Here is an 18,246-nt window from a genome sequence, read left to right as displayed (position 1 = left end):
CTAAAACTTTATTTGCCCGGTCTAATACTATTTTTCCTGTTTCTGGACAATAAAACTTCTCCTAATAGTTTAATGGACCAACACTTGCTACGCTAGCATTTCTTGCTGCCTCAATATTTGCATTAGAATCCCCAAAGTATACAGACCTTGTATTAGGAGTATCGTAATGGCTTATCATATTGATCTACTAGAAGTTTCATATAGTATTCTCCATTCTGTAAATGCCATCCAAAAGCGAAATTGTTTACAAAATCCCAATCGATCGATGAGTTTTTGTAACCATTTATATTTACTTTGATAGTTACATATGTTATATTCTTAGCACAGAACAATAAAGTGAGGATAATTTTGGCTGCCACTCCTCCCTATTAACTCTTATTATTTAAAAGAGTTAAAAAAATGTGTGAACATATGCGTATTATCAGTATTGGCATGCCGAAGGATCAAATTTTTAATCCTAAAGAATCATAATTCAATTCCAAAGGAGAGAAAAATGGAAAACTATCATCATAAAACCCATCATCAAACCATCGTCATTGAAAATCTGGACGTCTTCTACAGATATGCGGGCAATCCTGAGAACCCAGCAATTCTGCTACTTCACGGATCTCCAAGCTCCTCGTTTATGTTTCGTGATATTATTGAACCACTAGCAAAATCAGCCTATGTCGTCGCGCCCGATTTACCCGGTTTCGGCTTTACTTCCTCCCCGTCAACGGAAGCCTATAAGTATACTTTTGAGAATATCGCCAATACGATTGAGGCTTTTGTCGAAGCCCTCGGCATTGATCGATTCTTCCTGTTCGTCAACGACTTCGGTACGCCTGTCGGCTACCATCTGGCGACGCGACGGCCAGATCGCATTCTTGGTTTGGTTGTCCAGAATGGCAATGTCCACGATGAGGGGTTGGGGCCTGATTGGGATGCTCCAAAGGCATTCTGGGCCGATCCCACCGAGGCAAACAAGACTAAACTACCTGAGTGGCTGAATTTCGAGGGCACCCGTGGCACATATATTGGAGGTCTTCCTGAACGCCTGAAGTTACTTCACCCGCCGGAGTGCTGGCATCTCGATTGGGAACGAATGGCGAGACCCGGACACATAGACATTCACTTCCAAATCTTTACAGACTACCGCGCACACGTCGCTCGTTTTCCGGTCATTGAGTCCTACCATCGCGAACACCAGCCTCCTTGCCTGCTGCTTTGGGGGCGACATGACCCTTTCTTTGAGTTAGACGAAATCATGGCCTATAGCCGCGTTCTTGACACGCTCGAAATCCATGTTTTTGAAGGCGGCCACTTCCTTTTAGAGACGCATCATCGCGAATGTGCTGCTCTCATTGAGCGCTTCATCTGCGACGTGGAAGCAGGAAGATTTCAGGAGCCGGGCACTCCGTAGCTTGTGAGAACGACCAATAATCTGCACCGGTGCTATGGTATAGCCTTTGAATTGTCCGAGTAATTTTCCACTCTATCAGTAGAATGTAATAAAATAGAAAGAACCCTGAAATTTTTAGATATCGCAGGGTTTGGTTTTTCTCTTATAACATCATTGCATATGTACGACAATAATTCTTTCAATAGAAATTACTATTAATAGTCTTTCCGCTCCGGCCAAGATCCCTGCAACTTACGGATGGAGACAATCTGGCCTGTATGATAAGCATCGTGAACAAAGAGGTTCAACACATGGCCACCAATCGGAAAATCTGGGATCGGGCGATCGAGATCTTCTTCACTGCACTGTGCCAAAAGATCGCGAATTTCTCGATGAATGCTAATAAGTTCAGAGACCGTCTGTTCCCAGGCCTCTTCCCCCTGTTCGTCAACGGTGAATGTTGCGTCATTACTTTCGGACTCTTCCGGCTGAATGCCCTGCCACTGTTGCAATAAACGTTTTTTATAAAAAATCAAATGCCGTACGGTTTCCCAGATGGTGTTGGTCGCCTTTCCTTCAGGTCGCCAAGCTGCTTGCTCTGCGTTCATGCTCTCCAAAGCTGCTGCCAGTGGTGGGTACCACCCTTGCCTGTCCATTGCAGCGTCCCAACTCATCAGTAAAATTTCTTTTCTGCCCATTGTTTGGTTCATTAGTGTTTCTCCTCTCAAACATTGATTCACTGCATGGTAAGTTTAGCAATTTATTCTGTAAATGTCCAATAATTAATACTATTAGTAAAACCCAGTACGACATGTTTAATTTAGAGGGATTCCTAATCTGAATGTTAGCTCTATACTGCAGTCACGATAATTGGCTGATTCTTTGTTATGATAATAGTGTGCTCATGTTGCGCTACATAGCTATTGTCAGGTACACGTAAAGTCCATCCGTCCTTTTCCTCAATAACATATCCTGCCCCTGTAGATAAAAAAGGCTCAATTGTAATGACTAACCCCTCTTTCAGTACTCGTTTATCGTGTTTGTCATAAACGGGTAGGATATCTGTTGGGCTCTCGTGCAGGGATTTTCCAATACCGTGGCTACACAGATTCTTAATGACATTATACCCCCCTTCTCTAGCCTCATGTTCAATAATCCTTCCGATTTCGTTCAATTTTACTCCATGCTTAAGCGATGAGATTACTTTCATCATCGTATTGTGTGTGTATTTACACAGGCGCATTAATGATGGCTTGTATGGATGTATCGGAAAAGAATGTCCCGCGTCGGCATAATAGCCTCCCAATTCTGCCGAAACATCGATGTTTACCAAATCGCCTGGTTGAATGGTCTGATTTCCCGGTATTCCGTGGGCAACCTGATGATTAATACTAATACAAGTGTTACCAGGGAAATTGTAAGTCTTCTTAGGTGCGGGCACAGCTCCATGCCTTTTCAAAAATTGTCCTCCTATTTCATCTAGTTCCTTCGTAGTAATTCCGACACGTGCCTGACTTTTCATTTCATTAATCGTCAATGCAACAATTTTGCCAATTTCCTTCAGACCATCAATATCGTTTTGTGATCCTATTGTCATAAAAGCTCCTCCATGTTCTAATATGTCCACAAATGGACGATTCTTTTGTTTTAATCCACCATTAAGAAAATCTATACCTAAAGCTAGCTTCGTCTTCATTTAAATATCCCATATCTTCCATAATTACAATTAAATAAATTGCAATTAGAAAGCACATGTATTGAAAATAAGGGAAGCTTCATAATTTTACTGTTCTCTTGCTGCAAGTAGTCGAAAAAATTATAACATATTATGTTTTGGGTGAGGAACAGTTATCTTAGTCTTCTCTCCTCTCTCCTTCCTTCCAAAAAAGAATAATGATCAAATAAGATTTTTTAAATGATTTAAGGGGATAATAGGAAAAATACAATTGGTAGAGGGGCGTAGTTTTATGAAAGCAACAGATTTACTTGTTCAGTGCTTAGAAAATGAAGGAGTTGAGTATATTTTTGGCATCATGGGTAAGGAAATCCTTGACCTGATTGATTCATTGGCAAAGTCTAAAAAAATTAAGTTCATAAATGTTCGTCATGAACAAGGAGCAGCTTTTATGGCAGATGTTTACGCTAGACTAACAAACAAGGTTGGTGTTTGCATAGCAACTTTAGGACCTGGAGCGACAAATCTTTTGACCGGTATATCTAGTGCAAATCTGGACCATTCTCCTGTTGTAGCCATTACAGGACAAGCAGGCTTTGAAAGGCAACATCAAGAATCTCATCAATATTTAGATATAGTTAAAATATTTGAGCCTGCTACCAAGTGGAGCGTTCAAATTAAAGATTCGCTAACCATACCAAAAATCATTCGAAAGTCATTTAGATTAGCACAAATGGAAAAGCCAGGTGCTGTTTTAATTGAATTACCTGAGAACATAGCATCACAAATGGCTCTAACTCTCCCATTACCAGTATTGCCTATTCCAAAAAGCACTCCTATTACACAGGCTATAGAGCATGCTCGTACATTAATAGACCAGAGCCAAAAGCCACTTGTCGTAGTGGGAAACGGGGTGATTAGGCAGAAAGCTATGTCAGGGCTCATGACTTTTGTAGAGAACCTCCAATCACCTGTTATTCATAGTTTTATGGCAAAAGGAGTTTTACCCAAAGAACATCAGCTTAATTATTTCACATTTGGTTTTAAAAAGAAGGATGAAGTATTACCAATCATAGAGCAATCTGATTTATTAATTGCCGTTGGTTTTGATTTCGTTGAAAGTCCGCCTAAGGATTGGAATAAGAGTATGCACCCTGTTTTACATATTGACCCAATGCCTGCAGAAATGGACGAATATTATCCTGTGAAGGGAGAATTGGTTGGTGATTTAAATGAGATTCTTCAGGAACTTAATGAACTGGATATACCATCTAAACCATGGGTTCCGACTGGGAATCTAAAGGAACGGATTATGACAGCTTACCAAATTGATTTAGGTGTGGAAGAAAATCTATCACTTACTATTGAAAATATCTTAACGGTTATTGAAAAAAATGCTACTGAAAAGACCATCGTGATTTCTGACGTAGGAGCCCACAAACTCTCTATTGCCCGTACCTATCAATCAAAACAGGCAGGTCGACTCATCATCTCAAATGATTTGCCTCAATGGGTATTGCGTTACCCGGTTCTATTGGTGCTAAATTAGCTTGCCCTGACGCTCCAGTTATTTGTATTACTGGGGATGGAGGAGCTTTAATGAATATTTCCGAATTAGAGACTGCCAAACGACTTGGCCTGTCCTTTATCATCATTGTATTAAACGATTCAACGTTAAAATTAGAGGAACAAATGATGCAAGAGAAATTCGGTAATAGCTTTGGTACGACATTTGGAAACCCAGACTTTGTGCAGCTTGCTGAAAGCTTTGGAATAAAAGGAGTTAGACCCAATCAATTGAATGAGTTTGAACAAGTATTGAACAATGCCTTAAAACAAAACAATGAAATTACACTGATAGATATTCAAATGTGAGGTTCTATGATTTCTTGCGCGGATATCCCCGACCAATCCAGCGTATCTACTATCCAATTGACAGCTGCCATATTTTTTTGAGTTATATGATTGAGCTTTTCATCGTCTAGAGAACCATAAAGTGGCCTAAAAATACTCGGCCAAATTCATGGTTTGATAGTTTATATTGTTCCATAGTTAAGATGTTGCTATTTTTTATTATGTAAAATTTTGTTCATATTCAATAGCCCTATATCAATTGAAGTCTCTATATAGCCAATGATCTGATTTAATGTAAAAACGTTGAGCTTCGCATCTATGTCTTGCTTGTTATATTCTAAATCTCCTAGCACATAAGGGATAAACCGTTCAACATTATTGGCTGAAACCTCATGTATATCAAGAATTTCAGGCTTAAAACTAAGTTGATTTTTCAATTCATCTGTACATCCGTAGTATTTTAAAAGCATTCCATTTAGCAATCGAAAATCATTGTGGTATACCTCTAGAAGGCCTTTATCTGCTTCCAGTCTGTTTCTTAACCAAGGAAGATAAAATCCTTTTAGCCATATATCATCAGCAATTAAATGGGTATAATAACCCAATATAAAAAGGTCATTTGCATGTGAGCTGTACCTTTCCAAAAATCCTTTATAATCTATGTATCTTGTATAATCTTGTACGTCTCCCTTAAAGAAATGGGATATATCTTTTGTTGAAACAGCATCTGGAGCAATGCTTCCAAATAAAAATGCGGTTCTATCTTCGATCGATAAACGTTCTGCTATTCGATTAGCAATAATCAAATGCATCATCCTTGACCCCATATTTCCTCTTCCCTTCAATTTGAGTTTTTCTTAACGCGATTTAAATCCAAACATCCTGATCATCTCGGAAATCAATGATCATTTCACCTTTAATTACAATAAATATATTGACTAACTAACTCACTCGAACGCCTGTATAAATAAATGTTTTTATGAGGGATTTAAAATGAATAGAACTAAGTATAAGCTGTCAGAAATCAGCTTCCTCTGTTATTAAGGAGTAGCCAAATTAGAATTGGAAATCCCCATCTTTCATTAACAGGACTTCAGTTCTATCTTCTTTAATACCTACTACTTTCATATCTTTGGTACCAAAGGTCACATTGACTAACAGGAGTGAAGTATTAAGGCCAGCTTCTTTCAACTCTTCCTCCGATAGGTTGCTACCATTTTGAAGGTTAGAAGGGGAGGCGTTTCCGATTCCAATATGGCAGGCCGTATTTTCATCAAACAAGGTGTTGTAAAAGAGAGTATCTGCCTGAGAAAGAGGAGAATTGTTAGAGACCAAGGCAATTTCACCTAGATAATTTGAACCTTCATCTGTTTCGATGAGACTTTGTAACGCTTCTTGCCCAGTGGCGGCATAATAGTCAGTAATCCGTCCATCTTTAAAGGTTAGGTAAAAATCATCGATGACACTTCCCCCATAGATAAGCGGTTTAGTGGCTACTAGTTTGCCATTTACCTTATTTTTATGGGGAGCGGAAAATATTTCCTCCGTGGGAATGTTCGGAAAGAACGGTATTCCCTTTTTATCTATAACTCCCCCGCCGATATAGAGGTGATTTTTAGGCATGCCGACTAATAAATCAGTTCCTCGGCTATTCGTAAAATGCAGGGCTTCAAACTGGCTGTCGTTTAGGATTTTTTTCCGGGACTCGAAGGCTCTGTCATGATTTTCCCAGTCTTTTATAGGATTTTTTCCATCTGCCCGAGCTCCTTGTAAGATTAATTGCCATAATGATTGCAAAGCGTCTTCTGTACTTAAGTGGAGAAATACTTTAGATGCCCATGCAAAGGACGGGACAGCTAGAAGACACCAGCGTACCTCGTGGGATCTAGTCTTTGCGTAATAAGCCTTCAACTTGGTGCGAGAGGCCTTTTGGAAGCGGCTCATCCGTTCTGGGGAAACCTCCTTAAAGACATCCAAGTTTTCAGAAATAATACGGATGTAAGCAGCACCCGCATCGTCCCACTCCTTAAAGCGTGCAGCTTGCCAGTCGGGAAAGTGATCGATGGCATCATCTGCTGCATGTAAATAAAATTCTTTGGTAGACTGTTCATCCGTCCAATCCATAACCACATTTGAAGCTCCCGCATTATAAGCTGCTGTTTGGATTAGGCGTGCAAACGTAACATTTTCTATGTCACTATGAATAATCACTAATTGATTCTTTTGCACATTTACACCCACCCGTACAGCAAGCTCTGCATATTTTTTCAACTGTTCTTCACTAACAAGCTCATATTTCCCTTTAATCATCGCACACTCAGCTCCTAACTTTTTATTTATTATACCATTAGGAAAGCATAAGTTTTCTGTTGTACGTGGCGAAACAACACTGGAAGCATATTATTGGTTCTGGGTTCCAAAGCAAGCTCGACTATTCCTTCCTGCATACTCCAATAAGCTACAGCTTTACACGAAATCGTACATTTATATTGATTTTTTTCTCTTTTAACTGCATACTTATTAAAGTAACTTTATTAAGTGGATTTTATTAAGTGAATTTAATATTGAGGGGATTGGTATGGAAAAAGCAAATGGTAAAGTAATTAAAAAGCAGAATTTAAATCATCTGCGTAAGGAGCTTAAAAGAATAGGGACTGCTACCAAGGCTATTTTATCTCAGAACACAGGCTTAAGCGTAGTTACTGTTAACTCTCTTCTAGCAGAACTCCTTGAGACTGGCGAAGTAAAGGAAGACAAGATTGTACCATCAGGTGGTGGAAGGCCAGCGTTAACGTACTCCTATAATCCTAACTTCCGATTAGCTATTGTGCTTCTCTTAAACGAAAATCACGGTGAAGATATGCTTGTAGTTCACGTGGTCAATTTGTTTGGGGAGCGCATATTTAAAGAGGAGCATGTGATGCCTCATTATGACTATAGGCAGTTTGATAACGTCATCACAAAAGTAATTTCCGAGTTCCCTAAAATCTCTGCTATTGGAATAGGGATTCCTGGTCAATCTATAGATGGGCAAATTACCGTCAGCAGTCATAAAAATCTTATTGGTGTACAACTATTGAAGCATCTAGAGAACACTTATCAATTACCCATTTTATTGGAGAATGATATCAATGCCGCACTTAAGGGATATTGTTCAACACATCAGATGACGAATCAGGATAATTTGGTTGTTGGACTATATTTTCCTAAGCATCATCCCCCAGGAATGGCCATCTACCGTAACGGTTACATTGAAAAAGGTCAGTATGGGATGGCAGGAGAAATTAAATTCCTCCCTCTGCAGATCGATTGGAAAAGTGTTTTATCAGATGAAGATTTCATCCAAGTGTTTTGTCAAATTACCCACATTACAAATGTTATCCTGGCCCCTCACAAAATTGTTATTTATCAAAATAAAATAGCAGATCGTCTATTATCGGAGCAATGGCAATCCTATCTAATGAATCACTACATGCCATCTACACCAGAAATGGCTTTTCTGCATTCATTTGAACTAGATTTTTATAAGGGAGTAAAGACTAGCATCCTACAACAAATAGAAGAAGACATACTCTATTAAACGTAAGTATGAAATAAACGTAACTATGAACGAACAAGGAGATCAAGCTGATGAGAAGACTGATTTGGATGTCATGCTTTGCTTATTTATTGGCAGGCTTCGGACACATTATTATCGGTACGGTTTTGGAGCCGATGATTGAACATTATAACCTAGACTATAGTGATGGCGGACAGCTCATTATGAATCAATTTTTAGGTTTTTTGGTGGGAGTTCTTTTTGCTCCAATGATTATAAAAAAAATTGGTCGAAAAGCCACACTATTCATTGCTCTTTTTCTATTTGCCGTTGTGCAGTTAGGGCTATTTTTACTTCTACCATGGACCGTACTTTTGCTTCTGGTTCCGCTTGGTGGAGCAGGGTTTGGAATGATTGAAACGGTGTTGGCGGGTATGATTATTGCCGAACTTAAGGAGAAAAAAGCTTCAATAATGGTCTTAACTGAACTATTTTTCGGTATAGGTGCATTGACTGTGCCAATCATGGCTGCTGTATTTATAGCTACAGGTTATTGGAATAGCATTTTTATGGCTGTCTCTATTATTGTTATGATAGGTTTTGTGCTTTGGCTCTTTTTGCGCTTTGGAGAATATGAGTCCATTCTTAATAAAAAGCCGGTCAACATAAAAAACAATGAGGATGTCATACCAAAGGTTCGCTATGCTAAGCCGTCCATCCCACTTCTTTGGATTGGCTCCTTATTTTTCTTTCTTTATGTAGGTGTTGAGATGACGTTTCCTAACTACCTACCTTCTATTTTATCGATGACATCTACTTTGTCGGCTTCTACACTAGCTTTAAGTATCACTGTCTTTTGGGGAGCTATGACATTGGGACGTTTAATCATGATTTTTATTGTGGATCGGATAGGAATATGGAAGCTATTTCTTATCACTGTTACGGGCCAAATGATTACTCTTGGACTGTTTGCTATGTCACCCAACACTATTATTAGCTTTATTACTATTTTCTTAGCTGGTTTTATTATGGGAGGTATTTTTGCCCTAGGTTTATTAGTCATTAACACTGGAATACCAGGTCTTGAAGACCGAACAACAAGTCTGTTAATCGCTATGGGAGGATTAGGCGGTGCCTTGTTACCAAGACTAGCGGGAAGCTTGCTAGATAACTATCCGGTTGAAGTTACGTTATGGGTACTGTTTGGATTTGCTGTGATCATGACTTTCCTTATGAGCATCATATATCGACTAAGTAAAAAGCTATATCAACAAACTGTTCATAAAAAGCCTGCTTGAGGAAATCATCAAGCAGGCTTTTTAACGATTTAAGTAGATCAGTTTGTCTATTAGTAATCTATAAGGTGCTTCATCAGTTTGGTTTCATAGTACTCGATGCATGATGTGTAGACTAACTAAGCCTTCTCTTGGGTGTCGGAAGGCGTCTGGTACAGTACCTACGATCTTAAACCCTAGGTTCTCGTACAACCGAATGGCATACACATTCGATTCTACAACTGCATTGAACTGCATAGCACTGAAACCCTGTGACTTGGCCCAGTTTAACGCATACTCAACCAATGCCCTGCCTACACCTTTTCCAGAATGTTGCTCGTCTACCATGAAGCTTGCGCTTGAGACGTGTGCTCCTGGGCCGCTACGATTGGGATACATGCTTGCGCTTCCGAGGATGAATTGTCCGTCATCAGACATAGCCACCACCGTAAGACCGGGAGGTTTAACCATCCATAGAGCCCGAGCATCCTCTTCATTTAGATCTGGCTCAAAGGCGAAGGTCTCTTGCGCTTTTACAATTTGGTGGAAAAAGAGCCAGATTGTAGCCCAATCCTCTGCTTTAGCTTCTCTGATAATCACTCGTCTACCTCCTAACTATATACTTTCTGAATGTCATGCCAGAAGTATAGAGGTTCTAACTTTTAATTTGATTATATTCTCCACGTGTTTTATAAATGATTTTACGAATCGTATCTTTGGATAGGCTGAATTTTTGCTCTAATTTTTCAAAGGAACAGCCTTCCCTGTATAATTCATAAATCTCTTGGTTTCTTCGAGTCATGTACTGTCGTGTACCGTTCATTTCACCCCAACCTGCTCTATGCTGCTTTTTCTTGGGGATATAGATGAGCTCTCCTTGAATGTATTGTTGAAGCTCATTTAGCAAGCTTGGGGGAAACACCTCTTTCCCGTTTTTATATTGCAAATGACGTCCTCCTTATTTAGGTGTACATATAGGTCCGTCTGTGTATTGTTCATTCTTAATCGTCTCCTTTCGTTGTCATAATAAAGTAGCCTAACCTATCAAGCCAATCATTATAAGACTACTGTTTCTTCTATTATAATTGATTTTTTGGAAATGATAGTGTATTTTAAAAATAAAAAGTGTATTCAAACATCCATAGATCGCTTAGTGGAAGGTCGTACGGTTAGGCGCATCTTTTGACATACTTGTTTTATCCTCACTTATGAAGGAAACACGCAGTTTTTGGACGAATAGGCGCTACCCTTTTAGAATTAGTCCAGTGTATTTGATATAGGTCATACTTATCTCCCCCGATATTGTTCTATTTAAAAATCATTTTTACAGTATTTATGAATGAAGGAACGTATTCATTCACATATTTTGCATGAAAAAGTTGGCTTAAACTAATAAATGAGGCCGCTTAGCGACCTCATTTTGTAAGGTTTTCCGACTAAGCGGAAAACACCTCGTTTTGCTTGATCAAATTAATCAGCCTCCTTTCAGCAATTTCTATCGGTCCGACACTTATATTAACTCATATTAGGAGTACTGTTCACAAGAGAAAGAATGACTATATCTATTTTATGCCAGAAAAAGCCCATTCTTGATCAGAATATAGTTCAGTTTATAGGTTTAATTTCATCCCTTCATGGCTAGAAGTAAAGCCTAACTTATCATAAAAGCGATGGGCATCTGTACGAGCTTTATTTGTAGTTAACTGGACTAAACCACAGCCTTCGGATTTTGCTAGTTCAATTGCCTTTTTAAACAAGGTCTCACCAACTTTTTTACCCCTGTGTTCTTTATCAACACGAACTCCCTCGATCTGTGCACGTTTCATTCCTTGTCTAGCTAAACCGGGAATGATAGTTAATTGTAAACACCCTAGTATGCTTTCGCCTTCCACAGCTAAAATAATTTGGTTCCCCACTTGTTCTTCAATCGCAGTAAAAGCATGATAATATGCCTCTGGTAAAGGCTCTTCATATTTTTCACGCTTGGCTCCTAGCTCATCATCTGCAAGCATACGTACAATTTCGTTCAAGTCCCTTTTAGTCGCTTTTCTAAACTCCATTTGTTAGACCTCCTTTGTATTTACCGTAAGATCATTTTCTAGCACACACTCTACGTATATTTCCTTCTAAAATGAACAAATAGACTCAAGGCTTCTCGTATTGGGTAGGATCCTTTACGAGAGTTAATAGATGCTCTAAACGGCTTTTTACTAAGGGCCATTCATTTTCAATAATACTAAAGTAAACAGAATGACGGAAGGTTCCATCCTTGCGAACGACATGGTTTCGTAATACGCCTTCTCTCACTCCTCCTATGCGCTCTATCGCCTTCTGAGACCGTACATTTAGATGATCTGTTTTAAGCTGAACACGTATGGTTTTTAGTGTTTCAAAGCAGTATTTAAGTAATAGGTATTTGCACTCATTATTGGCCTGTGTCCCCCAGACAGATGGTGTATACCAGGTCCAGCCAATCTCTAAATTCCTATTTGCCTGAGAAATATCTAGGAATCTAGTGCTGCCTATGATCTGATTAGTATCCGTGGAGAAAATAACGAATGGGAACTCCCTCCCTGCTGCTTTATTCCCTAAAGCTTCACCCACTAAAGCTTTCATATCTTCAATAGAATGTATATCCTTAGATAAATGTTTCCAGATGCTTTCATGTTTTGCTATTTCATATAATCCTTCTATGTGACTCTCTACCATCGGTTCTATCCGTATATGTTCACCTATCAATGATTCTCTTAACGCTTTCTCTTCTATAAACATTCTTAGCCTCTCTTTCTCTACTTAAGACTAGAAATTTCACTAGATAATGAGCTTTTCAGGTGTTCTCCCTTCACTGCTCACAAGGAGAGTGTATTTAAATTAATTCAAAATCAAACGTTTCCTTGACCTCCCCATTCACTATGATGGATAGAGTGTGACCACCTATGTAGTGCTTACGAGTGGTTAGATCTTTAAATGAATGCTTTTTTGTATAGCTTTTGATTTCTCTCTTTTGCAAATCTACCTCGCTAATCTTAAAAACCTTTCTATGCCTCTGTCCACGGGCTTTGACAAAATCTATGGCATATTCTATCCGTGCTTTCATCTGATCCTTAGAATGAAGATCGAAGGTAAAGTGCAGTGACTCCCCAATCTCTACTCTATCCTGATCACAATGGAAGTTTTCGATTGTAGCTGACCCATTTTCATAGCCAAATAAGGAAAGTGCCTGTGTATCCCCTTGTTTTAAAAGTGAGCGACATGCGTGTTTAACGATCCAGTTTGTATACTCATGAACCCCATACCACTCATTAGCCAGGGATAAAACAATTTCTGGATGTGTCTTTGAGATATCATTCAGATGGTTAGCCACACTTTTTCTTACATATAGGGAATTATCCTGCTTCAATTGCTCTAAAGTCGGTATCAGAGGTGTTGGATCTGCTTTAAGTGCTGGAACGGAAAGCCCCCATGGAAGTCTTGGTCTACTCCCTTCACTCGCCAAACGTCGTACATGTTCATTTGAGTTTGTCGACCATTTCAGCATTTGAGCGATCATTTTGTCTTGATCCAATAAGAAAAAGGGACGAACGGCATATTCGGACGTTGAGTACGGAGTAAAAGTAGCTAAGGCATGCATTGAAGTATTCCAATGCTCTAAACCATACTGCTCTACATAATCAGGAAAAATAATGCCTGCTAGACCTGTGAATTGTGGAGCAACTGTATATAAAATATCTAAAGCATCCTCATACTGCTGAGGGAGCGTTTGATACATGGAATTCGTAATACGACGCATTCTTTGCTTTAAGGCAAGTTCTTCCCAGTCCTCTTGAAAAACAAGCTCTTTAAACTTATTTGCCTGAAAAGCTGGATACTCATTTTGAAGTGAAGTACTAAGGTCTTGAATAAATTGTTGACTATAAATGTTTTTTAATTGATCCATCGATTTTTTCACCTGCTCTGATTGGATTGAAGCTCAGTAGTAATGTATATTTCAGTTAAGTCTTATTTTAAACGTCACTTATTTATTACCGAGTTGTTCCGCCAAACCGATTAGAATTCCTTCATTTCCACGAATGTAGCAGAGCCGATACGAGTCCTCGTACTGAACCACTTCGCCAACGAGCTGAGCACCATGCTTAGTGAGTCTGGATACCATTTCATCAATGTCTTCAACGGTGAACATAACGCGTAGATAACCGAGGGCATTTACAGGAGCAGTTCGGTGATCTGAGATAGTAGGTGGGGTGAGAAATCGTGAAAGTTCAAGTCGGCTGTGGCCATCTGGGGTAACCATCATAGCAATCTCTACGCTCTGTGAACCCAGCCCGGTTACGCGACCAGCCCATTCACCTTCAACAGTAGCTCGCCCTTCGAGCTTCAAGCCAATCTCCTCGAAGAAAGAGATTGCGTCATCAAGGGATTCTACAACGATGCCAACATTGTCCATTCTTAGTAATTTGTTTTTTTCCATATTTTTATCTCCTTATATGTACAAATTTATTACTTAAATCATCTTTTCAGATGATATATTTTCTGCTTATTATTTTTGATCATTAAACTAAACAGCCCGTTAGCTTAACGGGCATTTTTAGTCTAACACTCTATTTCTATTTCCTCAGTCTAATACTTTATTTTCTTTTGACCTGAATTGGATAAATGCTTGAAGAAAGCTGTTTTGACTGTCACCTTTCGTATCGTAGCAGAACAACACCACAGCCAAATGAACGTGACTCAACAAGCTTTAGGTTAATGGAACGATCCAATCCTTGAAACATAGGCTTACCATTCCCTAAGATAACTGGATGGACATAAAGGCGATATTCATCAATTAAATCTTGCTTCATAAATTCAGCTGCAATTTCTGCTCCGCCTAAATCCATATTCTTCCCTGGTCTTTCTTTTAAATCTTTAATCACCTGAGCGATATTGTCACGAACCAAAGTAGAATTCCATTCCACTTTATCTAATGTTTTAGAGAACACTACTTTTGTAGCGTTTTTCCATATTCTTGAGTATTCAATCTCTTGCGCCGAGGCAGATGGATTCTCGTCAGCTGTTGGCCAAAAACTACTCATATTTTCATATAAACGACGTCCATAAAGGTGAGTATCAATGGTACTCTCTTGATCATTAAAATGCTGATGCAGCTCTTCGTCTGGTTTTGTCCAATTGATCTCACTCTCCACTGTCTCGATGAAACCGTCAAGTGATACCATCATGGAGTAAATCACTTTTCTAGTTGAGTTTTGTTTGTTTAATGTATTCATGAATCGCTTCCTCCTTCTAACATCAAAATTAAGATTTTAACCATACTGTGTTTGTACAGCTTTCACTATTGTGTCATATTCAACATAGATGTGTTTCTTATGGATTGCTGTTTTTCATTACACGATACAGAAATGTGTTCATTAAGAGAGGTAAGGATATCAGAATAGGTGGGTCGTCTGGATGAGGTTCGTGAAGCTTCACCCGCTGATAGGAAGAAGGCTCATTTCCGGTAATATAAATTGGCTCCTTGGAGCGAGTGCGTAATGTCTGACTAGGGAGCAAGACATCCATTGGTCCCATGCTCCATGAAACAGAGGTTGCCATAAGATAATAAGTACCTGGCTTTATACCGGACAATTTGAATTCGTTATGTTTACTCGTAAATGAAATTAGAGTTCCATTAAGAGGAATCCCCTCAGGAATGGGCTTAGGAAAAAGACCAATTAAAACAAGCCCTTCAAATGGAGTGGTTGCTTCAACATGCCCTATTATGGTCGAAGTACTCCCACCTATCTGAAGCACAGGCTCATCCCATGTATCTAAGCTTTGTAGAGATTTTAAGTGTTCTGTAACCTGTATAGTAGAATGTCGAAATTGAGCAGGAGTAACTCCAACACGTTCACTGAATTTTGATGTAAAAGTACCCAGGCTTTGCTGCCCAACCTCCATCGCAACGTCCCGTACAGTTAAGTTCGTTTGTAGCAGGAGATCCTTCGCTTTTTGCAGTCTTACAGAAGATACATAGTAGGATGGTGGTAAACCCATTTTCTCCTTAAAAATTCGAGTGAAATGAAAAGGGCTATACCCAGCGTACTTAGCTAAATCTGAAAGAGAAAGTGGCTCGTAAATATTACGATGAATGTAGCTGATGACTTCATCTATTTCTGAATATTGAGCTTTCACTAGCTACACCTTCCTTTTCTTATGTAGGAATAAGTCTTTCTATTTTATGAAGTTGCTGCATGATCTGAGTGAATTGGTAAAAGTAGTTCTTTTATATAGAACTATCGTTCGTATATATCCTATCATAGATGTAACCGTATTGAAAAGTATAGAAAAGAAGGCATTCTTAAAAGCGACCCAAAAAGCAGTCTAAACCTCAGATACTTGAGCTTTGACTGCTTGAATACTTTTAATTAGTGAGAAAACAATTTGTAATTAGTTCGATAATAATTCCTATAGTCTTGGAGTTGGGGTAGGATCAGGATATCCTTCTTTATACGAATTATCAATCATATCTCGAATTTCAGCAATGGATTTTCCTTCATTATATTCAACCATTGAGCGAAGGGCAATTTCTACACAAACATTGCATTTCGTCCCATGGTCATCCCAAACGATTGATCCATCTTCGTTCTGTTGGTATACGAAGCATTCGAGGCTGCTTTTATGACCGACAGTATCCCCACAGCCACAATAGCAAGGGATATGCTCAAGTAATTCTTGATTAAGGGCTACAGCCTGGTACGTTTGTTGCAGCATCTCATGCTTGTCTGTTAAAAAGACTGGAAGAATATGAGCTGCAGATGTTTCTTCTCTTATATCTCCTACAGGTGAGTGTGCTTCGTGATTCTCATGATTATCGTGCGAACCAGCCTCACCTTCTCCATTCCCACAAGCAGCAAGGACAAATAGACTTACAGGCAATGCTAGACCTATGATTACTTTTTTCACCTAACTCACTCCCCTTTGGTTTAAAATATCTATGGCTATCATATCACTCCTTTCCAAGCTTTGAGTAATAAAAATGTTAGTAAATGAGACAATTTTATTAAAAAATTGAAGCTCCTCTCCCCTTTTGTTACAGTATAAGAAGTACAAACCCTTTAAATGGACTTGGAAAGAAGCTTTAAATTCTGATATGAATTATACATATCATAGAGATAGAAATAAGGAGAGGGTAAATATGCTAGCCAATCAATTTGATGCGTTCTTCTTTGACTTAGACGGCGTCATCTATGTAGGTGCAAAGCCATTACCTCATGCGGTTGAGTCACTCAAACGTCTGAGAGAGCTTCGGAAAGAGATTCGTTTTTTAACGAATGATCCCTGTACGACAAGAGAAAAAACTGCGCTGAGATTATCAAAGTTAGGAATTGAAGCCTATGAATCGGAGGTTGTAACTTCAGGTTGGGCTACTGCTCAGTATTTACATACTAAAGGAATCAAAACAGCATTCGTACTAGGTGACGAGCATTTGAAATGGGAATGTGAACAGATGGGCATTTTAGTTAATGAATCAAATGGTATTGGTGAAAATGAAGCCGTTGTCGTTGGCTGGAACGGAAACGTTACATTAACAGATTTACAGAAAGCTGCTTTGGCCATTCATTATGGTGCTACGTTTATAGCGACAAGTGGGGATAAATCATTTCCTCTGCCTGAAGGCCCTGTGCCTGCTGTTGGAGCGGTTCTACAGCTTTTGGAAACATCTACCGGAAAAAGACCAATCATTGTAGGAAAACCACACTCCCTAATGTTTGAAACCGCATTAGATACCCTACCGCTTCATTCAAAAGCAGTAATGATTGGAGATAACCCAGATACAGATGTATTGGGTGCTCATCAAATTGGGTTGCCTGCTATATTAGTAAGTAATAATCATATAAGCTTCCCATCCTCGATAGATTTTAGAAATCCGGATGCTGTTATTCAGAGCTTACAGGAATTATTCGATGATGGGACAATAATAAGAAATTGGACTAAGCCTTCTTTTTCTTGGCCTGAAAAGGTCAAAGCGGGAGTTGCTGGTATTGTCATGGATGATAGACAGCGAGTTCTGCTTATAAAGCGCGCCGATAATGGGCTATGGGGCATCCCATCGGGTCATGTAGAACCGGGAGAAACGGTTGAACAAGCCATGGTTAGAGAGTTTAAAGAGGAGACCGGATTAGATGTTAACATCCGTCGTTTGATTGGTGTCTACTCTGACCCTGTTTCCCAAGCGTTCGAATATCCGAACGGAGAGATTAGCCAGTTTATCACCGTATATTTTGAATGTGAGATTTTACAAGGCTCGCATGTTGAAAAAGGTGAAGAAGCATTAGATATTAACTATTTTGACCCTGACAAGCTTCCCTCTGACCTTTTACCTATGCATCCTAAATGGCTTGAAGATGCATTAAACAAAAAACAATCCCCATTTATCCGGTAAATATTAAAGCAATCCCCTCTGCTCCGTTCAGTGGGGATTGCTTTTTATTATCTATTTACTCTCATTTGAGATTCTGTATCAATTTCATTCTTATGTCTATTCAAC

The 18,246-nt window shown here is 39.1% G+C and carries 19 protein-coding genes; 6 read left to right on the top strand and 13 right to left on the bottom strand.

All coding sequences use genetic code 11. From position 1 onward, the window contains the following. Positions 1–493 precede the first annotated feature (493 nt). Entirely contained in the window at positions 494–1,402 is a 909-nt protein-coding gene (locus J2S11_RS09215; RefSeq protein ID WP_307393822.1) for an alpha/beta fold hydrolase, read from the top strand. A 194-nt stretch (positions 1,403–1,596) separates the two neighbouring features. Here the strand turns inward: J2S11_RS09215 and J2S11_RS09210 are convergent, their stop codons facing one another. Then, entirely contained in the window at positions 1,597–2,091 is a 495-nt protein-coding gene (locus J2S11_RS09210; RefSeq protein WP_307393820.1) for a DinB family protein, read from the bottom strand. A gap of 140 nt (positions 2,092–2,231) precedes the next feature. After that, positions 2,232–2,978 carry a type I methionyl aminopeptidase gene (gene map / locus J2S11_RS09205; RefSeq protein WP_307393928.1) on the bottom strand — a complete coding sequence of 249 codons (747 nt, stop codon included), beginning with the start codon at positions 2,976–2,978 and terminating at the stop codon, positions 2,232–2,234. A 370-nt stretch (positions 2,979–3,348) separates the two neighbouring features. Between map and J2S11_RS09200 the strand changes: the two genes are divergently transcribed. Together J2S11_RS09200 and J2S11_RS09195 are read left to right on the top strand one after the other, a co-directional pair. Next, complete coding sequence (locus tag J2S11_RS09200; protein WP_307393818.1) at positions 3,349–4,605, top strand: thiamine pyrophosphate-binding protein; 1,257 nt, start codon at positions 3,349–3,351, stop codon at positions 4,603–4,605. Then, positions 4,566–4,931 carry a thiamine pyrophosphate-dependent enzyme gene (locus J2S11_RS09195; protein WP_307393815.1) on the top strand — a complete coding sequence of 122 codons (366 nt, stop codon included), beginning with the start codon at positions 4,566–4,568 and terminating at the stop codon, positions 4,929–4,931. Before J2S11_RS09200 ends, J2S11_RS09195 begins: the two co-directional genes overlap by 40 nt. Before the next feature lie 188 nt (positions 4,932–5,119). On the opposite strand, the gene J2S11_RS09190 is transcribed toward J2S11_RS09195, so the two are convergent. Further along, positions 5,120–5,737 (bottom strand): zinc dependent phospholipase C family protein, encoded by a 618-nt coding sequence (locus tag J2S11_RS09190; RefSeq protein ID WP_307393926.1) that lies wholly within the window; start codon positions 5,735–5,737, stop codon positions 5,120–5,122. Between the two features lie 229 nt (positions 5,738–5,966). Then, a complete protein-coding gene (locus J2S11_RS09185; protein ID WP_307393813.1) occupies positions 5,967–7,220 on the bottom strand; it encodes an aminopeptidase in 1,254 nt (417 codons plus the stop codon). Between the two features lie 268 nt (positions 7,221–7,488). Here J2S11_RS09185 and J2S11_RS09180 point away from each other — a divergent pair, with 268 nt between their 5' ends. Both J2S11_RS09180 and J2S11_RS09175 read left to right on the top strand, forming a co-directional pair. After that, a complete protein-coding gene (locus J2S11_RS09180; RefSeq protein ID WP_307393811.1) occupies positions 7,489–8,490 on the top strand; it encodes an ROK family protein in 1,002 nt (333 codons plus the stop codon). Positions 8,491–8,540: 50 nt separating this feature from the next. Next, positions 8,541–9,746 carry an MFS transporter gene (locus J2S11_RS09175; protein WP_307393808.1) on the top strand — a complete coding sequence of 402 codons (1,206 nt, stop codon included), beginning with the start codon at positions 8,541–8,543 and terminating at the stop codon, positions 9,744–9,746. An 84-nt stretch (positions 9,747–9,830) separates the two neighbouring features. On the opposite strand, the gene J2S11_RS09170 is transcribed toward J2S11_RS09175, so the two are convergent. From J2S11_RS09170 to J2S11_RS09130, 9 genes are all read right to left on the bottom strand, one after another. Continuing rightward, complete coding sequence (locus J2S11_RS09170; RefSeq protein WP_307393806.1) at positions 9,831–10,322, bottom strand: GNAT family N-acetyltransferase; 492 nt, start codon at positions 10,320–10,322, stop codon at positions 9,831–9,833. 55 nt (positions 10,323–10,377) lie between these two features. Next, positions 10,378–10,668 (bottom strand): CD3324 family protein, encoded by a 291-nt coding sequence (locus J2S11_RS09165; RefSeq protein ID WP_307393803.1) that lies wholly within the window; start codon positions 10,666–10,668, stop codon positions 10,378–10,380. Positions 10,669–11,332: 664 nt separating this feature from the next. Further along, positions 11,333–11,782, bottom strand: a complete 450-nt coding sequence (locus J2S11_RS09160; RefSeq protein WP_307393799.1) for a GNAT family N-acetyltransferase — start codon at positions 11,780–11,782, stop codon at positions 11,333–11,335. Between the two features lie 85 nt (positions 11,783–11,867). Continuing rightward, on the bottom strand, positions 11,868–12,494 hold the full coding sequence (locus tag J2S11_RS09155) for a GNAT family N-acetyltransferase (protein WP_307393796.1): 627 nt from the start codon (positions 12,492–12,494) through the stop codon (positions 11,868–11,870). Positions 12,495–12,588: 94 nt separating this feature from the next. Beyond that, the gene (locus J2S11_RS09150) at positions 12,589–13,659 is read right to left on the bottom strand and encodes a DNA alkylation repair protein (protein WP_307393793.1); all 1,071 of its coding nucleotides are present in this window, start codon (positions 13,657–13,659) and stop codon (positions 12,589–12,591) included. 78 nt (positions 13,660–13,737) lie between these two features. Beyond that, complete coding sequence (locus J2S11_RS09145; protein WP_307393790.1) at positions 13,738–14,190, bottom strand: VOC family protein; 453 nt, start codon at positions 14,188–14,190, stop codon at positions 13,738–13,740. A gap of 211 nt (positions 14,191–14,401) precedes the next feature. Further along, the gene (locus J2S11_RS09140) at positions 14,402–14,986 is read right to left on the bottom strand and encodes a dihydrofolate reductase family protein (protein ID WP_307393787.1); all 585 of its coding nucleotides are present in this window, start codon (positions 14,984–14,986) and stop codon (positions 14,402–14,404) included. Between the two features lie 97 nt (positions 14,987–15,083). Continuing rightward, positions 15,084–15,890, bottom strand: a complete 807-nt coding sequence (locus J2S11_RS09135) for a helix-turn-helix transcriptional regulator (RefSeq protein ID WP_307393785.1) — start codon at positions 15,888–15,890, stop codon at positions 15,084–15,086. A gap of 273 nt (positions 15,891–16,163) precedes the next feature. Beyond that, positions 16,164–16,661, bottom strand: coding sequence for a PCYCGC motif-containing (lipo)protein (locus tag J2S11_RS09130; protein WP_307393783.1), 498 nt, complete (start codon positions 16,659–16,661; stop codon positions 16,164–16,166). Positions 16,662–16,893: 232 nt separating this feature from the next. Here J2S11_RS09130 and J2S11_RS09125 point away from each other — a divergent pair, with 232 nt between their 5' ends. Further along, positions 16,894–18,141, top strand: coding sequence for an HAD-IIA family hydrolase (locus J2S11_RS09125; RefSeq protein WP_307393781.1), 1,248 nt, complete (start codon positions 16,894–16,896; stop codon positions 18,139–18,141). Positions 18,142–18,246 lie beyond the last annotated feature (105 nt).

The organism is Bacillus horti (genome assembly GCF_030813115.1).
GTDB classification, from domain to species: domain Bacteria; phylum Bacillota; class Bacilli; order Caldalkalibacillales; family JCM-10596; genus Bacillus_CH; species Bacillus_CH horti.
The sequence above is the reverse complement of the archived record's forward strand: the minus strand, read 5'-3'. Positions and strand labels throughout refer to the sequence as shown.

Excerpts from the sequence above, each read along its gene's own strand:
- J2S11_RS09215 (WP_307393822.1), top strand. The coding sequence starts at position 494 with ATGGAAAACTATCATCATAAAACCCATCATCAAACCATCGTCATTGAA.
- J2S11_RS09125 (WP_307393781.1), top strand. The coding sequence starts at position 16,894 with ATGCTAGCCAATCAATTTGATGCGTTCTTCTTTGACTTAGACGGCGTC.
- J2S11_RS09180 (WP_307393811.1), top strand. The coding sequence starts at position 7,489 with ATGGAAAAAGCAAATGGTAAAGTAATTAAAAAGCAGAATTTAAATCAT.
- J2S11_RS09210 (WP_307393820.1), bottom strand. The coding sequence starts at position 2,091 with ATGAACCAAACAATGGGCAGAAAAGAAATTTTACTGATGAGTTGGGAC.
- J2S11_RS09145 (WP_307393790.1), bottom strand. The coding sequence starts at position 14,190 with ATGGAAAAAAACAAATTACTAAGAATGGACAATGTTGGCATCGTTGTA.
- J2S11_RS09185 (WP_307393813.1), bottom strand. The coding sequence starts at position 7,220 with ATGATTAAAGGGAAATATGAGCTTGTTAGTGAAGAACAGTTGAAAAAA.
- map (WP_307393928.1), bottom strand. The coding sequence starts at position 2,978 with ATGACAATAGGATCACAAAACGATATTGATGGTCTGAAGGAAATTGGC.
- J2S11_RS09155 (WP_307393796.1), bottom strand. The coding sequence starts at position 12,494 with ATGTTTATAGAAGAGAAAGCGTTAAGAGAATCATTGATAGGTGAACAT.
- J2S11_RS09150 (WP_307393793.1), bottom strand. The coding sequence starts at position 13,659 with ATGGATCAATTAAAAAACATTTATAGTCAACAATTTATTCAAGACCTT.
- J2S11_RS09140 (WP_307393787.1), bottom strand. The coding sequence starts at position 14,986 with ATGAATACATTAAACAAACAAAACTCAACTAGAAAAGTGATTTACTCC.
- J2S11_RS09160 (WP_307393799.1), bottom strand. The coding sequence starts at position 11,782 with ATGGAGTTTAGAAAAGCGACTAAAAGGGACTTGAACGAAATTGTACGT.
- J2S11_RS09200 (WP_307393818.1), top strand. The coding sequence starts at position 3,349 with ATGAAAGCAACAGATTTACTTGTTCAGTGCTTAGAAAATGAAGGAGTT.
- J2S11_RS09195 (WP_307393815.1), top strand. The coding sequence starts at position 4,566 with ATGGGTATTGCGTTACCCGGTTCTATTGGTGCTAAATTAGCTTGCCCT.
- J2S11_RS09175 (WP_307393808.1), top strand. The coding sequence starts at position 8,541 with ATGAGAAGACTGATTTGGATGTCATGCTTTGCTTATTTATTGGCAGGC.
- J2S11_RS09190 (WP_307393926.1), bottom strand. The coding sequence starts at position 5,737 with ATGGGGTCAAGGATGATGCATTTGATTATTGCTAATCGAATAGCAGAA.